19 protein-coding genes are annotated in these 20205 nt (G+C 38.2%); all 19 read right to left on the bottom strand.

Annotated features, from left to right (window positions below):
- Positions 1 to 89 precede the first annotated feature (89 nt).
- The 19 genes from rpsO to rpsB all read right to left on the bottom strand — a co-directional run bounded on the left by rpsO (position 90) and on the right by rpsB (position 20021).
- Entirely contained in the window at positions 90 to 359 is a 270-nt protein-coding gene (rpsO, locus tag QNH29_RS09220; protein WP_223588488.1) for a 30S ribosomal protein S15, read from the bottom strand.
- A gap of 140 nt (positions 360 to 499) precedes the next feature.
- Positions 500 to 1438, bottom strand: a complete 939-nt coding sequence (ribF, locus tag QNH29_RS09215) for a bifunctional riboflavin kinase/FAD synthetase (protein ID WP_283864493.1) — start codon at positions 1436 to 1438, stop codon at positions 500 to 502.
- A 31-nt stretch (positions 1439 to 1469) separates the two neighbouring features.
- Complete coding sequence (gene truB, locus QNH29_RS09210; protein ID WP_283864492.1) at positions 1470 to 2390, bottom strand: tRNA pseudouridine(55) synthase TruB; 921 nt, start codon at positions 2388 to 2390, stop codon at positions 1470 to 1472.
- 60 nt (positions 2391 to 2450) lie between these two features.
- The gene (gene rbfA / locus QNH29_RS09205; protein ID WP_283864491.1) at positions 2451 to 2822 is read right to left on the bottom strand and encodes a 30S ribosome-binding factor RbfA; all 372 of its coding nucleotides are present in this window, start codon (positions 2820 to 2822) and stop codon (positions 2451 to 2453) included.
- Positions 2823 to 2838: 16 nt separating this feature from the next.
- A complete protein-coding gene (locus QNH29_RS09200; RefSeq protein WP_283864490.1) occupies positions 2839 to 3120 on the bottom strand; it encodes a DUF503 domain-containing protein in 282 nt (93 codons plus the stop codon).
- Positions 3117 to 5390 (bottom strand): translation initiation factor IF-2, encoded by a 2274-nt coding sequence (gene infB / locus QNH29_RS09195; RefSeq protein WP_283864489.1) that lies wholly within the window; start codon positions 5388 to 5390, stop codon positions 3117 to 3119. The genes QNH29_RS09200 and infB overlap by 4 nt, the downstream gene beginning before the upstream one ends.
- Before the next feature lie 19 nt (positions 5391 to 5409).
- Entirely contained in the window at positions 5410 to 5712 is a 303-nt protein-coding gene (locus tag QNH29_RS09190; RefSeq protein WP_283864488.1) for a YlxQ family RNA-binding protein, read from the bottom strand.
- The gene (gene rnpM / locus QNH29_RS09185; RefSeq protein ID WP_063254333.1) at positions 5709 to 5993 is read right to left on the bottom strand and encodes an RNase P modulator RnpM; all 285 of its coding nucleotides are present in this window, start codon (positions 5991 to 5993) and stop codon (positions 5709 to 5711) included. Before rnpM ends, QNH29_RS09190 begins: the two co-directional genes overlap by 4 nt.
- An 18-nt stretch (positions 5994 to 6011) precedes the next feature.
- Positions 6012 to 7136 (bottom strand): transcription termination factor NusA, encoded by a 1125-nt coding sequence (gene nusA / locus QNH29_RS09180; RefSeq protein WP_283864487.1) that lies wholly within the window; start codon positions 7134 to 7136, stop codon positions 6012 to 6014.
- A gap of 41 nt (positions 7137 to 7177) precedes the next feature.
- Positions 7178 to 7648 carry a ribosome maturation factor RimP gene (gene rimP, locus QNH29_RS09175; protein WP_283864486.1) on the bottom strand — a complete coding sequence of 157 codons (471 nt, stop codon included), beginning with the start codon at positions 7646 to 7648 and terminating at the stop codon, positions 7178 to 7180.
- Positions 7649 to 7860: 212 nt separating this feature from the next.
- Positions 7861 to 12183 carry a PolC-type DNA polymerase III gene (locus tag QNH29_RS09170; protein ID WP_283865575.1) on the bottom strand — a complete coding sequence of 1441 codons (4323 nt, stop codon included), beginning with the start codon at positions 12181 to 12183 and terminating at the stop codon, positions 7861 to 7863.
- 156 nt (positions 12184 to 12339) lie between these two features.
- Positions 12340 to 13599: an RIP metalloprotease RseP gene (gene rseP, locus QNH29_RS09165; RefSeq protein ID WP_283864485.1), complete on the bottom strand. Its 1260-nt coding sequence runs from the start codon at positions 13597 to 13599 to the stop codon at positions 12340 to 12342.
- Between the two features lie 169 nt (positions 13600 to 13768).
- Complete coding sequence (gene dxr / locus QNH29_RS09160) at positions 13769 to 14911, bottom strand: 1-deoxy-D-xylulose-5-phosphate reductoisomerase (protein WP_283864484.1); 1143 nt, start codon at positions 14909 to 14911, stop codon at positions 13769 to 13771.
- 147 nt (positions 14912 to 15058) lie between these two features.
- On the bottom strand, positions 15059 to 15847 hold the full coding sequence (locus tag QNH29_RS09155) for a phosphatidate cytidylyltransferase (RefSeq protein WP_283864483.1): 789 nt from the start codon (positions 15845 to 15847) through the stop codon (positions 15059 to 15061).
- A 40-nt stretch (positions 15848 to 15887) separates the two neighbouring features.
- Positions 15888 to 16667: an undecaprenyl pyrophosphate synthase gene (locus QNH29_RS09150; RefSeq protein WP_283864482.1), complete on the bottom strand. Its 780-nt coding sequence runs from the start codon at positions 16665 to 16667 to the stop codon at positions 15888 to 15890.
- 252 nt (positions 16668 to 16919) lie between these two features.
- Positions 16920 to 17477, bottom strand: coding sequence for a ribosome recycling factor (gene frr / locus QNH29_RS09145; RefSeq protein ID WP_283864481.1), 558 nt, complete (start codon positions 17475 to 17477; stop codon positions 16920 to 16922).
- Positions 17477 to 18202, bottom strand: a complete 726-nt coding sequence (gene pyrH, locus QNH29_RS09140; protein WP_283864480.1) for a UMP kinase — start codon at positions 18200 to 18202, stop codon at positions 17477 to 17479. Before pyrH ends, frr begins: the two co-directional genes overlap by 1 nt.
- A 107-nt stretch (positions 18203 to 18309) precedes the next feature.
- Positions 18310 to 19191 carry a translation elongation factor Ts gene (gene tsf, locus QNH29_RS09135; protein WP_283864479.1) on the bottom strand — a complete coding sequence of 294 codons (882 nt, stop codon included), beginning with the start codon at positions 19189 to 19191 and terminating at the stop codon, positions 18310 to 18312.
- A 125-nt stretch (positions 19192 to 19316) separates the two neighbouring features.
- On the bottom strand, positions 19317 to 20021 hold the full coding sequence (rpsB, locus tag QNH29_RS09130) for a 30S ribosomal protein S2 (protein ID WP_034677043.1): 705 nt from the start codon (positions 20019 to 20021) through the stop codon (positions 19317 to 19319).
- Positions 20022 to 20205 lie beyond the last annotated feature (184 nt).

The following is a 20205-nucleotide window of genomic DNA, read 5'->3' as shown; positions in this document are numbered from 1 at the left end:
CTTAAAATATGTATATAATATATTTATCTTACTTGCGGCTATCTTTTTTAAAGCTAACAAAAAAGCGGGAAAAATCCCGCTTCTTTTGATTATCGACGAAGTCCTAGCTTATTGATTAATTCACGGTAACGTTGAACATCTTTATTACGTAGGTACGTTAAAAGATTACGACGCTTACCAACCATTTTCAACAGACCGCGACGTGAGTGGTGGTCCTTCTTATGAGTACGTAAGTGCTCATTCAAATTGTTGATTGATTCAGTAAGGACAGCGATTTGAACCTCTGCAGATCCAGTATCGTTTTCATGAGTTTTGTACTCATTGATTAGTTCGTTTTTACGTTCTTGAGTGATTGCCATCCTATTCACCTCCTAAATTTACTATCCCCTGTTACTGAGCAAGCGTCGGTGACTCGACTTGCCAAGCAAAGGTTATTTTTAATACGTTAATAAGAATACAACGTTTTATGACAAAATGCAAGTTCTATCGATAGAAAAAGCTATTTATTAAAGTATTTAATTGCATTTTGTTTATCTTTTTCGATTTGGGCGACTAGTTCTTGGATTCCTGAGAATTTTTGTTCTTTTCGCAGGTATTGGTGCCATTCAATGGTTACTTCGGCACCGTATATATTTTTTTCGAAGTTAAAGATATGGACTTCCACTGAGATTTTTAATTCATCTTTGTTAAATGTTGGTTTATAGCCAACATTACATACACCTTCGTACCAGTTTTCATCGATTTTAATTTTTACCGCGTAGACACCTGTAGGTGGTAAAATATATTCATCTTTTGTATCGACATTTGCAGTTGGAAATCCAATTGTCCGGCCTCTTTTATCTCCGTGGACGACAATGCCGGTTGTCTGGTGGAATCTTCCAAGTAATTCTGGCAGTTCAGCTGTTTTGCCGTTTTTTATATATTGACGGATTCGCGTTGAACTTACTTTTTCATCCCCACTGGTGTATTTTTCAACAATGGTGAATGTGAACTTTTCTCTTGAATGGAAAGGTAAAATTTCCATAGTTCCTTTTCCCATACGGCCATATGAAAAATCGAATCCGGCAACGACATGTTTTACATTTAAATCAATCACATACTGGTCGATAAATTCTTGTGGAAGAAGATTTGCAAATTCTGAAGTAAATTGGACAATAAAAAGATAATCAATACCTAGTTCTTCGATTAAACTAATTTTATCAGCCAAAGGTGTTATATAATGAACATGCTTCTCATTCTTGCCTAGCACGACCGAAGGATGAGGGTCAAAAGTCATAACTGCTGAACGGAGTCCTTTTTGGCCGGCTTGTTTTTTAGCTTCAATGATCACCTTTTGATGACCAAGATGAACACCGTCAAAATAACCAAGTGCCATCGATAATGGAGGTATTTCAGTTCTATCTATATTTAATGGAAATCCTAGATTTATTACTTCCAATGAAACTCACCTTTTCTTGACCGTAACCTTTTTAACCTTGATCATTACGCAAAACTTTAACCGGTTTCAACAGCCCTGGTTTGTTCGGGTGTACCGAATAAATGGCAAGAGCTATGCCTTCTTCCGTTTCAGCGCTAATAGGTCCGTTACTATTTTTTAAATACTCTGGTATGGGTAAAAGTGCGCCATTTTTCACTTTCTCTGCTACTTTATCATTTATTATGTATTTCGGCAAATGAGAAAGTGCCAATTCTAAGGGCCGTAAACTTGAAGAAATAGTCCCCATCTCCATTAACTTTTCAATTTGCTCAAATGTTAGACAATCATCAATCGTAAATGCAGCAGATTGAACTCTAACTAAATTTGACATATGGGCAGGATAACCGAGACTTTCACCAATCATAACTGCTAATGTTCTGATATAGGTACCTTTACTGCAGCTGACTCTAAACCGAAATGAAATGGTCTCTCCTGAAAAATTTTCTCGATCATCAAGCAGCTCTATTGAATAAATGTTTACCCTTCTAGTTGGTCGTTCTACTTCAATCCCTTTACGGGCATATTCATATAAACGAGTTCCCCCAACTTTGACTGCTGAATACATCGGAGGAGTCTGTTCTATCTCGCCTGTTAAAGCCTCAAGGACATGAAGAATTTCTTTCCTGCTGATGGTACCTTCAATTTTCTTCTCTTCCACTTTTTCTCCAGAAGCATCCTCGGTCGTTGTGGAATAGCCGATTAATACTTCACCCTCGTAACTTTTTCCTGCATCCGTTATGAATTCTGCAACTTTAGTTGCCTTTCCTATACAAATAGGAAGAACTCCGGTTACATCTGGATCCAGCGTGCCAGTATGTCCGACCTTTTTTGTTTTTAAAATTTTCCTTAATCTAAACACACAATCATGCGACGTCAGCCCAGCGGGTTTATATAAAGGTAAGATTCCCTCCACCTTTGGTCACTCCATTTCTATTTTTTATCGAAAAAAATGGATAGACAATTGTCTATCCATTTATTCTTCTTCATTTTTTTCCATACTTCTTTCTTCATGGTGCAATTGATGAATGAGAGAATTGATTCGATTTCCATAATCCATTGATTCATCCCATTCAAAAACGATCTCCGGTGTCTTGCGCAAACGAATACGATGTCCAATTTCAGTTCGGATAAAACCTTTCGCCTTCGCTAGACCTTTAAGAGTGTTTTCCTTTTGCTCTTCATCGCCCAAAACAGAAATATATACTTTTGCTTGTTGAAGATCTCCCGATACTTGAACATCTGTAACAGTAACAAAGCCGATCCGGGGATCTTTAATCTTTCGACCGATGATGTCACTTAGTTCTTTCTTCATTTGTTCTCCAACACGATTTGCTCTGTGGCTCATCACTTCACCTCTTAACTTAAAGCCATTCTACATCGGTGATTGTTCTTTCTATTTCAGGAAAAGAATCAATAAATTTAAGTGCATTTTGCAGTTCTAGTTCAGTCATTACCCGGTTGGATGTTACCGCAGCAATGGCTATTTTCGTCCTTTGCCAAACATCCTGATAGTCGACCTCTGAAACCGATACATTAAATTTTTGTTTTAACCTGGTAAGAACTCGCTGCAAAACCGCACGTTTGTCTTTTAATGAATGTGCATCATAAATGATACATTCACACACGGCGATACCTACAATCATTTACGCTCAATTTCTTCCATTACGTATGCTTCAATAATATCTCCTTCTTTAACATCATTGAAGTTTTTAATTGTAATACCACATTCATACCCTTGTGAAACCTCTTTGGCATCATCTTTAAAACGTTTTAATGCATCGATATTTCCTTCAAAGATGACAACACCATTACGAATTAAACGAATTCCGCTATCACGAGTAATTTTCCCGTCTGTCACATAAGAACCAGCAATGGTTCCAACCTTTGAAACTTTAAAGGTTTGACGAATTTCCGCTTGCCCAATTACTTTTTCTTTAAATTCAGGATCAAGCATACCTTTCATAGCAGATTCAATTTCTTCAATAACCTTGTAAATAATGCTGTGAAGGCGAACGTCGACCTTTTCTTGCTCAGCTGCGCGTTTCGCATTTACATCAGGACGAACGTTAAAGCCAATCACTATCGCATTAGAAGCAGAGGCAAGTGTAATATCCGACTCATTGATGGCACCTGCACCACTATGAATAATTCTGATATTTACACCTTCAACGTCAATTTTTTGCAGGGAAGCTGCAACGGCTTCAGCCGAACCTTGAACGTCAGCTTTGAGGATGATGTTTAAATCCTTCATCTCGCCTTGCTTTAACTGTTCAAATAAATTATCTAGGCTGACAATCGATTTTTCACCACGTTGAGCTGCCAGTGCTTGTTGCGCACGTGCTTCTCCAACTTGACGAGCTGTTTTCTCATCGTCAAATACGACAAAACGGTCACCAGCTTGTGGAACATCACTTAAACCTGTGATCTCAACAGGTGTAGACGGTCCAGCTTCTTTCACACGGCGTCCTAGGTCATTTACCATTGCACGAACACGGCCGAATGTGTTTCCTACAACAATAGGATCACCGATCTTCAGAGTACCGTTCTGAACGAGTAACGTAGCAACTGACCCGCGGCCTTTATCTAATTGTGCTTCAATTACTGTTCCAACTGCTTTACGATTAGGGTTTGCTTTCCATTCTTCCACTTCACTAACAAGAAGAATCATTTCCAACAGGTTATCGATTCCTTCTCCTGTCTTCGCGGAAAGTGGAACAAAGATTGTATCTCCGCCCCAAGCTTCAGAAACTAATCCATGCTCGGTAAGTTCCTGCATAACACGATCGGCGTTGGCAGCCTCTTTATCCATTTTATTAACAGCAACGATAATTGGAACTTCTGCAGCTTTTGCATGGTTAATAGCTTCAACTGTTTGCGGCATTACACCGTCATCGGCTGCTACTACAAGGATTGTGATATCTGTAATTTTCGCACCACGTGCACGCATTGTTGTAAAAGCAGCGTGTCCCGGTGTATCAAGGAATGTTATCTTTTTCCCATTTTCAACAACTTGGTAAGCACCAATATGCTGGGTGATTCCACCCGCTTCACCTTCTGTTACTTTTGTGTTTCGAATGGAATCAAGCAATGTTGTTTTACCATGGTCAACGTGACCCATAATCGTTACAACTGATGGTCTTTCTACTAAGTCCTCTGGTGCATCTTCTGTAAAATACACTTCAAGGTCAGTTGCATCAATTTTTACCTCTTCTTCAACCTCAACTCCATATTCACTAGCGATTAATTCGATGGCATCTTTGTCTAATACCTGATTAATTGTTGCCATGACGCCTAGTAAAAAGAGTTTCTTAATGATTTCGGAAGGTTCGCGGTAGATTTTTTTAGCAAGTTCGCCAACAGTGAGAGATTCACTAAAAGTAATTTTAGCTGGAAGCTCTTTTACCTTCTTTACCTGAGGCTGTGTTTGCTGAACCGGTGTGTGGTTCTTTTTCCGGTTGTTATTATTATTGCGATTTTGATTATTATTATTAAAAGGTTTTTTATTCCCTTTTCCAGCACTGAACACTTTATTTTCCTTAGATTGGAATTGTTGGTTATGCTTTTTACTTTCAACCGTTTTTGGTGGTGATGCCACTTTTACCTTACTAGGAGTTGTGGTCTTTGAGTCGTCATCCTCAAAAGCTTTTGGGCTTGTTTTACTTTGCACTTGTGGTTTAACTCCCTGCTGTGGTTTCTGATTCTGGCGATTTTGCTGTTGCGGTCTAGCTTGCTTTTGTTGTTGTGGTTTGTTTTCACTTTTATTATAGGTTGCGTCTAGCTTTACAACTGCAGCGTCCTCAATTGTTGCCATATGATTTGAAACTTCTATATTCATTTCTTTTAATTTGGTAATTACATCTTTACTTGAAATATTGTGTTTTTTTGCATACTCATAAACACGAATTTTACTCATATTTTCACCCCCGCTAAAATTAATCGAGCAACGAAATCAATTTCTTTGCAAATCCATCATCCAGTACAGCTACAACAACGCGGGCTTCTTTCCCAATCGCTTGGCCTAGAAGGTGGCGATCTTCCACTAGTTTATATGGAACTTCGTATGACTTACATTTATCTGTAATTTTCTTTGTCGTATTTGCAGATGCATCTGCCGATAAAAGTACGAGTTTTGCTTTTCCGCTACGTATCTCCTTCACAGAAAGCTCCTCACCCGATATGATTTTCCGTGCTCGATTGGCTAAACCAAGTAACGACATCCATTGATTTGCTCTCATATGGATTGCCTGTTATCCTTTTCTATCAATTCTAAAAGTTCCTCGTATAAGGTTTCACTGATTGAAACTTCTAAATGATTAGATAGGATATTTTTTTTCTTGGCTAGTAGGACCGCTTCCTTGTCCTTTGAAAGGTATGCACCTCGACCTGACTTTTTTCCTGTTAAGTCGATAGATACTTCCCCTTCTTTTGAGCGAACGATGCGAACGAGTTCTTTTTTCGGCTTCATTTCACCGGTTGCGACACACTTCCGCATAGGAACTTTTTTACGATTGTTCACGATCATTCACCTCACTTCTTATTCCTTTTCTTCTTCTTCATCATTAAAGTCAACATCCACTTGATCGTCAAAAAGTCGAATCATTTCTTCCCGTGGATAGATTCCTAGTTCACGTGCTTCTGTTTCTGATTTAATATCTATTTTCCAACCTGTTAACTTTGCAGCCAATCGGGCATTTTGTCCACGCTTTCCAATCGCCAGTGAAAGTTGATAATCTGGTACAACCACAGTGGTTGCTTTTTCAGGTTCATTCACCATAACATCTAATACCTTTGACGGGCTTAAAGAATTAGCAACAAAGATGACAGGATCGTCGGACCATTTAACAATATCAATTTTTTCACCTTTTAATTCATTCACAACGGCTTGAACTCTGGTACCTTTTGGACCTACGCAAGATCCAACTGGGTCAACCTCATTGTTATCCGAATGAACTGAAATTTTTGAGCGGTCGCCTGCTTCACGAGCAACAGATTTAATCTCAACGGTGCCATCATATATTTCTGGAACTTCAATCTCAAACAATCTTTTCAATAATCCAGGATGGGTACGAGATACGAAAATTTGAGGACCTTTCGTTGTCTTCTCAACCTTCGTAATAAAAACTTTTATACGATCATGAGGTTTATAACGCTCATTTGGCATTTGTTCATTTACAGGAAGAAGAGCTTCGATTTTTCCAAGACTCACATAAATAAACTTTGAATCAAGTCTTTGAACGATTCCGGTCATAATATCTTCTTCACGATCGATAAATTCGGAATAAATAATGCCTCTTTCAGCTTCTCTAACTCTTTGGGTAACAACTTGTTTTGCTGTTTGAGCTGCAATTCTGCCGAAGTCCTTAGGTGTTACTTCCATTTCCACTACATCTTCAACAGCATAATTCGGGTTAATGTTTCTGGCATCAGCTAATGATATTTCAAGACGAGGGTCAAACACTTCATCTACTACTTCTTTTCTGGCAAACACACGCATGGAGCCTGTTCCCAGATTCAAGTCAATTCGAACATTTTGGGCTTGATTGAAATTACGTCGATATGCCGAGATAAGTGCGGCTTCAATCGCATCGATTAATACATCTCTAGAAATGCCCTTTTCTCTTTCTAGTATTGTAAGAGCATCTAATAATTCGCTGCTCATTTGATCATATCCCCCTATCTTTCATATATGTTTATCTTTTATTATGAAAAAATAACTGCTAGCCTTGCACTAGCCACTTTTTCAAAAGGAATCTCGATGACTTTTTTACGGGTTTTGATTTTGATTTCGACTTTTACTGTCTGCCCATCATAATCAAGTAACTTTCCTTCAAATCCTTTTTCACCGTCAATGGGCTCGTATGTTTTAATGAACACATTCTTACCGATTGCTTTTTCAAAGTCCTTCGCCTTTTTCAGCGGTCTTTCTGCACCAGGAGAGGAAACCTCAAGAAAATAATTTTGGGTTATCGGGTCAAGCTCATCGAGTTTTTCACTAAGCCGTTCACTGACAATACCACAGTCCTCAATATCAACACCGTTTTCTTTATCAATATATACGCGAAGAAACCAGTTTTTACCTTCTTTGACAAACTCAATTTCCACCAATTCTAATTCTAATTCTTGCAAAATTGGCTGCGTTAGCTCTTCTACTACTTCCGTTACTTTGCTCATGTTTAACCTCCTTTACCGACATTTTCACCCATATTATACGTATTTCACGGAAAGTTTTATCAATAACTCTGTAAAATTATCCAATACAAAAACGAAAGAGCGGGTTTCCCCACTCTTTAACACGAGAGTATTTCTTAGTATTTCCAATAAAACTATACCATAACCAAATTTTATATGCAAACCGAAACGCATTATATCAAGCTTTTTACTATTTAGAATAGGGAAAGCTGATTTTGATCCGGTAATGAACCTAAGCAGCCTTGTTTATCTAAATATTCTAGAATAGTTTTTGACACTTTACCACGTTGCTGTAAATCCTCTTTAGAAAGAAATTCTCCATCTTTTCTCGCCTTTACAATGTTATAAGCGGCATTTGTTCCGAGCCCTGGTATTGAATTAAATGGAGGGATTAAAGAATTTCCTTCAATGATAAACTCAGACGCATCGGATTTATATAAATCATAGTTTTGGAAAGAAAAGCCCCTTTCGACCATTTCAAGGGCCAGCTCAAGAACGGTTAATAGGTTTTTTTCCTTATTTGATGCTTCAAGTCCTTTTGCATTGATTTCCTCAATTTTTGCCCGAATGGATTCAGAACCTCTTGTCATTACTTCTAAATCAAAATCTTCTGCACGAACGGTAAAATAGGCAGCGTAATATAAAAGCGGCAAATGAACCTTAAAATAAGCAATTCTAACTGCCATCAATACATAGGCAGCGGCGTGAGCCTTTGGGAACATATATTTAATCTTTTTACAAGAATCAATATACCATTCCGGTACTTCATTACGACGCATTTCCGCTTCCATTTCTTCTGAAAGTCCTTTCCCTTTACGAACCGACTCCATAATTTTAAAAGCGAACGATGGTTCTAGTCCCTGGTAAATAAGGTAGACCATGATATCATCACGACAGCCAATAACTTCACTAAGATTACAGATGTTGTTATGAATTAATTCTTGTGCATTACCCAGCCATACATCTGTTCCATGTGACAGACCGGAAATTTGGACAAGTTCAGAAAAAGTCGTAGGTTTTGTATCTTCTAACATTTGACGGACAAATCGTGTACCAAATTCAGGAATCCCAAGGGTACCTGTTTTACACATAATTTGCTGTTCGGTTACACCTAATGATTCGGTCCCACTAAAAATTTTCATTACTTCTGGATCGTCTGTTGGAATCGTTTTTGGATCCATTCCACTAAGGTCTTGCAGCATTCTGATTACGGTTGGATCGTCGTGCCCAAGTATATCAAGCTTTAATACGTTATCGTGTATGGAATGGAAATCAAAATGAGTCGTTTTCCATTCAGAGTTTCGATCATCTGCAGGAAACTGAATCGGTGTAAAGTCATATACATCCATGTAATCAGGGATAACAATGATCCCCCCAGGGTGCTGACCTGTTGTTCTTTTTACACCTGTACAGCCTGAAGCAAGTCGTTCTACTTCTGCTCCGCGTAATGTTAAATTATTGTCCTGCTGGTACGCCTTCACATAACCGAAAGCTGTTTTATCTGCGACTGTTCCAATCGTACCCGCACGATATACATTGTCCTCTCCAAAAAGAACCTTCGTATAGTTATGAGCACGAGGCTGATACTCGCCCGAGAAGTTCAAGTCGATGTCGGGAACCTTGTCCCCTTTGAAGCCTAGGAAGGTTTCAAAGGGAATGTCATGTCCGTCTTTTCTGTATTTATCGCCACATTGTGGGCAGTCCTTATCCGGTAAATCAAAGCCTGAACCAACAGAACCATCATTGAAGAATTCTGAATGCTTACATGTTGGACAGACGTAATGAGGCGGCAATGGATTTACTTCGGTAATTTCCGTCATCGTTGCTACAAAAGATGAACCTACCGATCCACGTGACCCAACAAGATATCCATCATCTAAGGATTTTTTTACTAGTTTATGTGAAATCAAGTAAATAACGGCGAAACCGTGGCCGATGATACTCTTCAATTCTTTTTCAAGGCGGGCCTCAACGATTTCTGGAAGTGGGTCTCCGTAAATCTTCCTTGCCATTGAATAACTCATTTCCCGCATTTCTTCATCTGCGCCTTCAATTCTAGGCGTAAATAGGTCGTCTTTAATCGGCTTAATGACATCAATCATATCAGCTATTTTGTTTGTATTAGTAATAACAATTTCTTTTGCTTTTTCTCCTCCTAAGAATGAGAAAGCAGCAAGCATTTCATTTGTTGTCCTAAAATGGACATCTGGCAATTTGTGACGATTTAGCGGGTTTGCTCCACCTTGCGAATTAACTAATATTTTTCGATAAATCTTATCGTTCTCATTTAAATAATGAACATTACCCGTTGCGACGACGGGAATGCCTAATTTATCACCAAGCTTTACAATATTTCCAATGATATCTTCAAGTGCCTTTTCATCACGAACTAGTTCCATTTCAATTAATGGAGCATTTACTTCCTTCGGCATAACCTCAAGGTAGTCATAGAATTGTGCAGCCGCTTCTACTTCATCAGGAGATTTTTGCATCATTCCTTCAAAAACTTCACCTTTATTACAGCCGGAACCAACAAGAATTCCTTCTCTGTATTTTTGGAGAACGGACCGTGGCAGTCTCGGAACTCTATAAAAGTATTCAATATGTGAAATCGATACAAGTTTAAATAAGTTCTTTAACCCAACTTCCGTTTGCGCGAGTAACGTACAATGATAAGGTCGTGCCCGTTGATAGGCATTTCCCTTTCCCATGTTATCGTTAAATTGGTCATGGTACTCAATTCCTTTTTCTGTCGCATCCTTCAGCATTTTTAAAAGTAAATAACCAGTTGCTTCAGCGTCATAAATCGCTCTATGGTGCTGCGTTAACTCGATATCAAATTTCTTGGCTAATGTATTTAAACGATGATTTTTCATTTCAGGATACAGGAATCTACCTAGCTCTAGGGTATCTATAACGGGATTTTTTGCCTTTTCAAGGCCTATATTTTTATACCCAACATTAAGGAACCCCATATCAAAAGAGGCATTATGAGCGACAAGGACTCCGTCTCCTACCCACTCATGAAATCTTTGTATTACTTCTGCAACTTCAGGAGCATTTTGTACCATATCATCAGTAATTCCCGTTAAGTTAATAGTGGTTGCTGATAATCGATGATGCGGATTCGCGAATGATTCAAATCGGTCAATAATTTCGCCGTTCCTAATTTTAACTGCAGCTAATTCAATAATTGTATCGTACACTGCGGAGAGACCTGTCGTCTCAACGTCAAAAACAATAAATGTATCTTCTGCTAATAAACGATGGGCGTCATTATAGGCAATTGGCACACCATCATCCACAAGATTTACTTCTACACCGTATAGAATTTTAATATCGTTTTTCTTTCCTGCACCATATGCCTCAGGGAAGGATTGGGCAACAGCATGATCTGTAACCGCAATTGCCTTATGTCCCCACTTCTTAGCTTGAGCAATAAGCATCCCTACAGGAGTGACTGCATCCATTGAACTCATAGGGGTATGAAGATGAAGCTCAACACGTTTTTGGTCCTCCGGAGCTGTATCTTTACGCCCCTCTGGTTTAATTTCGTTTATATCGTTTCCAATCATGACTAAATCACGTACAAAGGTGTCATTTTGAATGCTGCCTCGTACTCTAACCCACATACCTTTTTTGACCAATTTGTAAAGGGCCGCGTCTTCTTTATCCCGCGAAAACATTTTAACCATAAGAGAGCTTGTGTAATCAGTAATTTTAAAGGTTAATAGAGTACGGCCGCTTCTCAATTCTCTGGTCTCCGCGTCAAAAATAAACCCTTCGACGGTGACTCTTCTTTCCTCATCAACTATATCTATCATGTTGCGCAGGTCTGAATCATCTTTTATGGTAAGACCGATAGATAGAGGACCCTCAGTAACCGCGCCTCCTGCATCCTTCTCCGCTTCTTTCTTTTGTAAATCAGCTAAAGCCATGAGTCCGCGTTCTTGATCTTCTTTCTGTTTTGCTAATAAGAATTGTTGATATTCATCATTTTTTTCAGTACTCTTGATGTCCGTTTCAATCGTTAAAGTTGGAAATCCAAACGATTGATAGAGGCTGGTAATCATTGACCCATATTTCTTTTTTAACGTCATCCCTTCCATCTCATTGCGTACGGAGATCGTTAGCTTATTACCACTAACAGCCGGTATTTGTTGATTCAATAATTTTAGCAGTGGCGGAGAAATACCATCGATTTGTTGAATACTATGATTCCAATACTCTAGAAGTAATTCAGGTTGAAAGCTTTGATCTTCTACTTTTAAATCATAGGTAATATTGGCTATATTTGAGAATTTTCTTTCCAGTTGAGTAGTAAAACGAAGATACAGACTATAAGGAAGAATTTTTTCTAATAAAAATTGAAAATGCCATTTTCTTGCCTTTTTTTCAACTATAAATCTCTCTATTTGTGCATTTTGAAATTGTGCTACCACAGCGTCTTCGATTAATTCTAGTTGCTGGAGCAAGAGTAAGAATCGCTCTTTATTGCCAGAGGCATGTTCGCTCATCATTCCCTCTCCCATCTATATAAAGTTTTCTATTTTATCTTTTATCAAAAAATAATTATATCATATGATACCTTATCATTCGGCTTATTTCGACAGAAAAATAAAACCAAATCAGTAAATAAAAAAAGGTCCACTAAGGAACCTTTATCTAAAATCTTATAGGAAAAACCTTTGGATATCATTCCAGGTAACAACTAGCATGAGGAGCATTAGCAATGCGAACCCAATAAAGTGGACCATACCTTCCTTGTGACGATCAATCGGTTTTCCTCTTACTGCTTCTACAGCAAAGAACATTAGTCTTCCGCCGTCAAGTGCAGGAATAGGCAGGAGGTTCATGATCCCCAGGTTAATGCTCAAAATAGCCGCCCACTTCATGACATAGTAAATACCCGATTGGACAACTGTATCCGTTGAGGCATATATACCAACCGGACCTGAGAGCATATCAATAGAAAATTGACCGGTTACTAACTGGCCAAGCATCACAAAAATTTGCTTTGTCCAAAAGTAGGTCTCAGTAAAACCAGCAGTAATTGATTTTAATGGCGATTTCTCAATCGGACTATAAACTCCTATTAGACCAATTTTTTCACCCTCAACACTTTGTTCTTTTGGCGTAACAGTGATCTCTTGTTCTTCCCCATCACGTGTAATTAAAAAATCAAGTTCCTCATTAGGATTCTCCCTGATAATTTCAACCACGTCAGACCAGCTTGAAATTTCCGCTCCGTTAATACTGTTGACAATGTCTCCTTGCAGAAGACCTGCAGCATTGGCTGCTCCATCGGGCGTAATTTCTCCTAGTTTTGGTTCGTTTGTTGGAACACCTTGTAAAAACGCAATTATAATGAACAAAAAGAAAGCTAGGACAAAATTCATCATCGGTCCTGCAAAAATGGCCATTGTTCTCTGTGGCAGGGTTTTGGAGGCAAACTGACGATCATATGGAGCTAATTGAGTTTCTATCCCATTTTCAACCGTAACAGCAGTCGGGCTTACATGGAAGGTTTGCAAGCTTTCTTCTTCATCCTCCGGATAGCCCTTGATAACTAGCTTGTGTTCAATATCTGCATATTCTACTTCAACAATCCGGCAATCAGGATACTTTTCTTTATTGTTCAATATGATTTTATTAACCGTATTATCTTTGTCAAATAAAAGCCCAATTCTGTAACCTGGTTTTATTTCGACAATTTCAGGATCTTCACCTGCCATGCGGACAAAACCACCTATTGGCAGTAACCTAATGGTATACGTTGTTTCTCCTTTTTTAGCAGAGAAAACTTTAGGACCAAATCCAATTGCAAATTCGCGGCATAAAATCCCTGCCCTTTTTGCAAAAATTAAATGGCCTAATTCATGGAAGAAGACTAGAGCTCCAAAGATAACAATAAAGGCAATAACTGTACTCAAACTAAAAAACCACCTTTTTTATAGAGGCTCTTTTCTTAAACTATGTTTCTTCTTAGAACAAAATTTATTAAGAAAAGAGCCTGCAAAATAAATTCAAAAGCGCAAAATAGCTATTTCCACGTTAAAATCGGCTTTAAGATTTTAACAACTATCTTTACGATAACAGCCTTTATAGAAGTGAAGATACATATTGTCTTGTTTCTTTGTCCACTTCATGAATAATGGATAAGTCAGGATTTGTGATTACATCATGCTTGCATAAAGCCTTCTCAATCAAATCCTCAATTTGTAGAAAAGTAATCTTTTCATTTAAAAAAGCAGCTACTGCAACTTCATTTGCCGCATTCAATACAGTTGGAAGTGTTCCGCCTTTTTTTCCAGCCTCATAAGCAAATTTCATACAGCGAAAACGATTATCATCCATTTCTTGAAAATGCAATGTACCTATTTGTGCTAAGTTTAACCGTTGTGAAGAAGTTAATGGTAACCGTTCAGGGTAAGAAAGCGCATATTGAATAGGTACCCGCATGTCTGGTGTTCCTAGCTGTGCTATAATGCTGCTGTCATGGAATTCAACCATCGAATGTATAATGCTTTCTTTATGAAGAAGGACATCAATTTTTTCATATGGCATATTATATAGCCAATGTGCCTCAATCACTTCAAGCCCTTTATTCATCATCGTCGCTGAGTCTATGGTTATTTTTGCTCCCATTGACCAATTAGGATGATTTAGGGCCTCTTTTACTGTTACACCTTCAAGCTCATTCCGGGTACGGTCACGGAAACTGCCGCCTGAAGCAGTTAAGATCAATCTTTCTATTGTCTTATCTTGTTCACCTTGCAGGCATTGAAAAATAGCCGAATGTTCACTATCTACTGGAAGCAGTGCCACCCCATTCTTTTTGGCAGCTTCCATGACTAGATGACCAGCTGTTACCAATGTCTCTTTGTTAGCAATCGCAATGGTTTTTCCACTTTCAATTGCTTGTAAAGTTGGATTTAAACCAACACTTCCGATAACTGCATTTACAAGGATATCAGCGGAAGGATAGACAGCCGCTTCTACAAGTCCCTCGTCACCAAAAGCAAATTTAGTTTTGGGAAATTCTGATTTTAATGTATTACAATCATGGTACTCTTGTACAGAAACAAGCTCTGGTTGAAATTCAGTAATCATTTTTCTAGCTAATTCTAAGTTTTTTCCGACAGAGAATGCCACTAATTTAAATTCGGTTGGGTGTTCACGCAGAATATCTAAAGTTTGGGTCCCAATTGAGCCAGTAGCACCCAAAATACTAATTTTTTTCAATTATGTTTCAACTCCTAATAGAAAAGCGGATGCGCCTTGCTCAGGGACGACAAGCATAAGACGAGCGCTGACAGAAGGCGTGGTTTTTGCCTTCCGAAGCGATTGGCTTATGCCTCGCGCCCCTAGGCGCAACAGCTAGACAGTAATCTACCATAAGTGGAAAAAGTGTAATAATGGTAGAACGAATAAAAGACTATCAAAACGGTCAAGGATCCCGCCATGTCCCGGCAGTATATTTCCCGAATCCTTAACGCCAAAGTGACGTTTAAACGCAGATTGGACTAGGTCCCCAATTTGTCCAAAGATTGAAAGGACAGCAGTTATGGCGAGTAAAGAAAGAAGGTTTGCGTTGATATCCGTCATGAAAGAAAAAAGAACAGCAACGATGAGGGCACAAACCACACCGCCAAGCGAACCTTCTACCGTTTTATTCGGGCTAATTTCAGGCCAGAGTTTCGTTTTGCCCGTAGCTTTACCTACAAAATATGCACCTGAATCAGTTGCCCAAATCATAAATAAAGAGTAAAAAATATAAACTAGACCTGCATCACGCGTTTCAATAAAGAAATAAAAACCGATACCTACATAAATGGCAGATAATATTGAAAAACCGACATCTTCAAAGGTAAAGCGATTTTTTGTTAACACCGTATATCCTAATAATAAAAGAATCAAAGCTATGCCTAATTCTGTTTTTGTATAATAAAAAGTATTGGCTATATCACTGTACTGCTCTGGATAAAGAATAACCCATAGAAATAAAAGGGATAACAGTCCATGAACAGAAAAAATACTAAGTTTTTTCATTTTTAATAATTCATACAAACCCACTGTTGCCAAGAAGTACGTTAATAATACAAAAGGTAGTCCACCGTAAAAAACTATAGGCAGAAATAAAGCAGCTGCTACGACTCCTGTAATGATTCTTTGCTTCATCTAAGATTTCAACACCTTTATAGGACTTGAGAGAGAGTTCTTAAATACCACCAAATCGACGCTGACGATTCTGAAATGCTTCAATAGCTTCAAGTAAATGTTTTTCTCTAAAATCTGGCCATAAAACATCCGTAAACCAAAATTCCGTATAAGCTAATTGCCATAACATAAAATTACTCAGCCGAATTTCACCGCTCGTCCGAATCAATAAATCCGGGTCTTTGTGGTCGGAAGTCATAAGATATGAGGAGAAAACCTCTTCGTTTAATTCGCTCTCTTTCAGTATTCCACTTTTATAATCATTTAAGACTTTTTTGGCAGCATCAATAATTTCGGATCTGCTCCCATAGTTAAGCGCAAAATTTAATACAAGACCATCATTATCTTTTGTATCTTCAATCGCTTTTTCAATTGCATGTAATGTATGTACCGGCAGTTGGTCTTTATAGCCCATCATTGCTACTTTAACATTTTCTTCAACTAATTCAGGCAGGAAGGTCCCTAAAAATTCCTCTGGGAGCTTCATAAGATAGTCTACTTCATTTTTTGGCCGTTTCCAATTTTCTGTTGAAAAAGCATATAATGTCAGCGTTTTGATTCCCAGGGTGTTTGCTAACTTTGTTATTTTACGCACGACCTTCATACCTTCATAATGACCGGCAATTCGCGGCAATGCTCTTTTCTTTGCCCAACGCCCATTGCCGTCCATAATAATCGCAACATGTTCCGGTACCGGGAGTTTTTTAACCTTTTCTATAGTTTCTCGGAGTGTGGAAGAGTTATTATTTTCATTCTTCCAAAGCCTAATTTTATTAAACATAACATTGCTCCTCCAAATTAAGATAATCATTTCCTCCGATAATAGATCATGCCCACAGAGCCTGTGTTGATATATATGAAGAATGCTGATTTTCGCATGCTTTTATCATACCAAAAAAGTAAAAATATATCTTCTTCTAATTAATTTATGTATAAGTCCAAGAAATAAGAATGAGGTTTTATTTTCTCCTTTAAAATATTTTAAGGACAAAATAGTGAAAAAACCCCCTGAAAAGAGGGTTCTTCAAAATGATTAAACTTCCAAGATTTCTTTTTCTTTGTCTTTCGTTATTTGGTCAATTTTACTGATATGCTCATCTGTAAGTTTTTGAATATCATCAGAATAGCCGCGAAGTGCGTCTTCAGTTATTTCTCCGTTTTTCTCCAGCTTTTTCAAATCATCGTTACCATCACGACGGATATTACGAATAGCTACTTTAGCCTCTTCAGATTCTTTCTTAACTACTTTTACGAGTTCTTTTCGGCGCTCTTCTGTCAATTGAGGAATCGCAAGACGAATCACTTGACCATCATTTGATGGATTCAAACCTAAATCTGATTTAAGGATGGCTTTTTCAATATCACCTAGAACAGATTTATCATAAGGCTGAATCACAAGAAGTCTAGCTTCTGGAGTTGATATACCAGCCATTTGATTCACAGGTGTTGGTGCTCCATAATAATCAATGGTAATTCTATCTAATAAAGAAGCACTTGCTCTCCCTGCACGAATACTAGCAAGCTCACGAGTATAAGCTTGGATAGCTTTTGTCATTTTATCTTTTACTGTTGAAATCACTTGTTTTGGCATTAATTTTTCCCCCTAACAATTGTTCCAATTTTTTCGCCCATAACAGCACGTTTAATATTGCCCTGCTCCATAATAGAGAAAACAATTAGCGGAATATCATTATCCATACATAGCGAAGAAGCCGTTGAATCCATTACCGCCAATCCTTCTTTTATTACATCCAAGAAAGAAAGGTCATCATACTTTGTTGCATTCGGATCAATACGAGGATCAGCAGAATAAACTCCATCTACATTATTCTTTGCCATTAATATGACTTCTGCGTCTATTTCAGCAGCTCGCAGTGCCGCTGTTGTATCAGTTGAGAAGTACGGATTTCCCGTACCAGCAGCAAAAATAACTACTCGTTTCTTTTCTAAATGTCTCATTGCACGACGTCTAATGTATGGTTCTGCAACTTGACGCATTTCAATGGAAGTTTGAACACGAGATTCAATCCCAAGGTGTTCTAAACTATCTTGAAGTGCCAGCGAGTTCATAACTGTAGCCAGCATCCCCATGTAATCAGCAGTTGCTCTGTCCATTCCCATTTCACTGCCTATTTTACCACGCCAAATATTACCGCCGCCAACAACAACTGCGACCTCAACTCCAAGTTCTGCAATTTCTTTTACTTGTCCAGCGATTGACTTAATAACGGATGGTTTAATACCGAAGCTCGATTCTCCTGCAAGTGCTTCTCCGCTTAATTTTAGTACTACGCGTTTGTACTTAGGACCGCTCATGAGAACCTCCTTATTATGTATATTATTATAAAAAAGCCTTTAAAAATAGGGAACACATCGTGTTCCCTATTCAAAACATATTCCTGAAAACGTGCCCTTTATCCAAATTACTTTTTGTTAACTTGGTTCATAACTTCTTCTGCGAAGTTATCTTCACGCTTTTCAATACCTTCTCCTACTTCGTAACGAACGAATTCACGAACAGTAGCACCCTTAGATTCAACAAACTGACGAACCTTTTGATCAGGGTTTTTAACGAAAGTTTGGTCAAGTAAGCATACATCTTCAAAATATTTTCCAAGACGGCCTTCAACCATTTTTGCTACGATATTTTCTGGCTTTCCTTCGTTAAGTGCTTGTGTAGTTAACACTTGACGCTCACGCTCAACTTCTTCTTGAGAAACTTGGTCACGAGAAACATATAATGGTCTTAGAGCAGCAATGTGCATAGAAACATCTTTCGCTGCATCTCCATCAGTTGTACCTTCAAGAACTGTTAATACACTAATTCGGCCACCCATATGAAGATACGCACCAAAAGCGTCATTGTCAGTTTTTGATACTACAGTAAAACGACGAAGAGATAGTTTTTCACCAATTTTAGCAATAGCAGCATTGATATAGTCTGCAACCGTTACTCCATTAATCGTTTGTGCAGAAGCTTCCTCAACTGTTGCTGGCTTGTTAGCAAGCAAGTGTGCAGCTAATTCTTTTACAAGGCTTTGGAATGCTTCGTTTTTTGCAACGAAATCAGTCTCAGAGTTTACTTCTAAAATAACTGCATTGTTTCCTTCAGCAACAACATATGTTAAACCTTCTGCAGCAATACGGTCACCTTTTTTCGCAGCTGAAGCAATCCCTTTTTCACGTAAGAAATCAATTGCCTTTTCCATATCACCATTTGTTTCTGTTAATGCTTTTTTACAATCCATCATGCCTGCGCCTGTTTTTTCGCGTAGTTCTTTTACCATTTGAGCAGTAACTGCCATTGTAAATTCCTCCTTAAACTATGTATTATACTACTATCTTAGCCATTCCAAGCTAAGATAAACATTTCTTAAAAAAAGGTGATAAAGGGTCTCCCTCTTATCACCTTTTTGAATAAGTCGATATCTTACGCTTCTTGTGCTACTTCTTCACCTTGTTTAGCTTCAAGAATCGCATCTGCCATTTTACCAGTTAATAGTTTAACAGCGCGGATTGCGTCATCGTTAGCTGGAATAACAACATCGATTTCGTCTGGATCACAGTTAGTATCAACAATACCTACGATAGGAATGTTTAACTTTTTAGCTTCAGCTACTGCGATACGCTCTTTACGAGGATCGATAATGAAAAGTGCATCTGGGAGCTGCTTCATATCTTTAATTCCGCCTAAGAACTTTTCAAGACGTTCTTGTTCTTTCTTTAATTGAACAACTTCTTTTTTAGGTAATACTTCGAAAGTACCGTCTTCAGACATTCTTTCAATATCTTTTAAGCGGCCAATACGCTTTTGGATTGTTTCAAAGTTTGTTAATGTACCACCTAACCAACGTTGGTTAACAAAGTACATACCTGAACGAGCTGCTTCTTCTTTAACAGAATCTTGAGCTTGTTTCTTAGTACCAACAAAAAGGATCGTTCCGCCATTAGCAGCAAGATCTTTCACCCAGTTATAAGCTTCTTCAACTTTCTTAACTGTTTTTTGTAGGTCGATGATGTAGATACCGTTACGCTCTGTGAAGATATATTTCTTCATCTTAGGGTTCCAACGGCGAGTTTGGTGTCCGAAGTGTACACCAGCTTCAAGCAATTGCTTCATTGAAATTACTGACATGTTATTTTCCTCCTATGGTTTCGTTTTCCTCCGCTTGTCTCATTTTTAAACAGCAACTGTAAAATACAGCACCGGCTGCTCAAATCAACAAGCGTGTGTAATAACACCGTTAAATAATATAGCATATGTGAAGGTAACAATCAAGTTATCTTGTAAAAAAATAAACCTCCAGTATATCTGGAGA

The organism is Neobacillus sp. DY30, from assembly GCF_030123065.1.
GTDB lineage: Bacteria > Bacillota > Bacilli > Bacillales > Cytobacillaceae > Neobacillus.
This window is presented reverse-complemented; position numbering and strand designations above follow the sequence as displayed.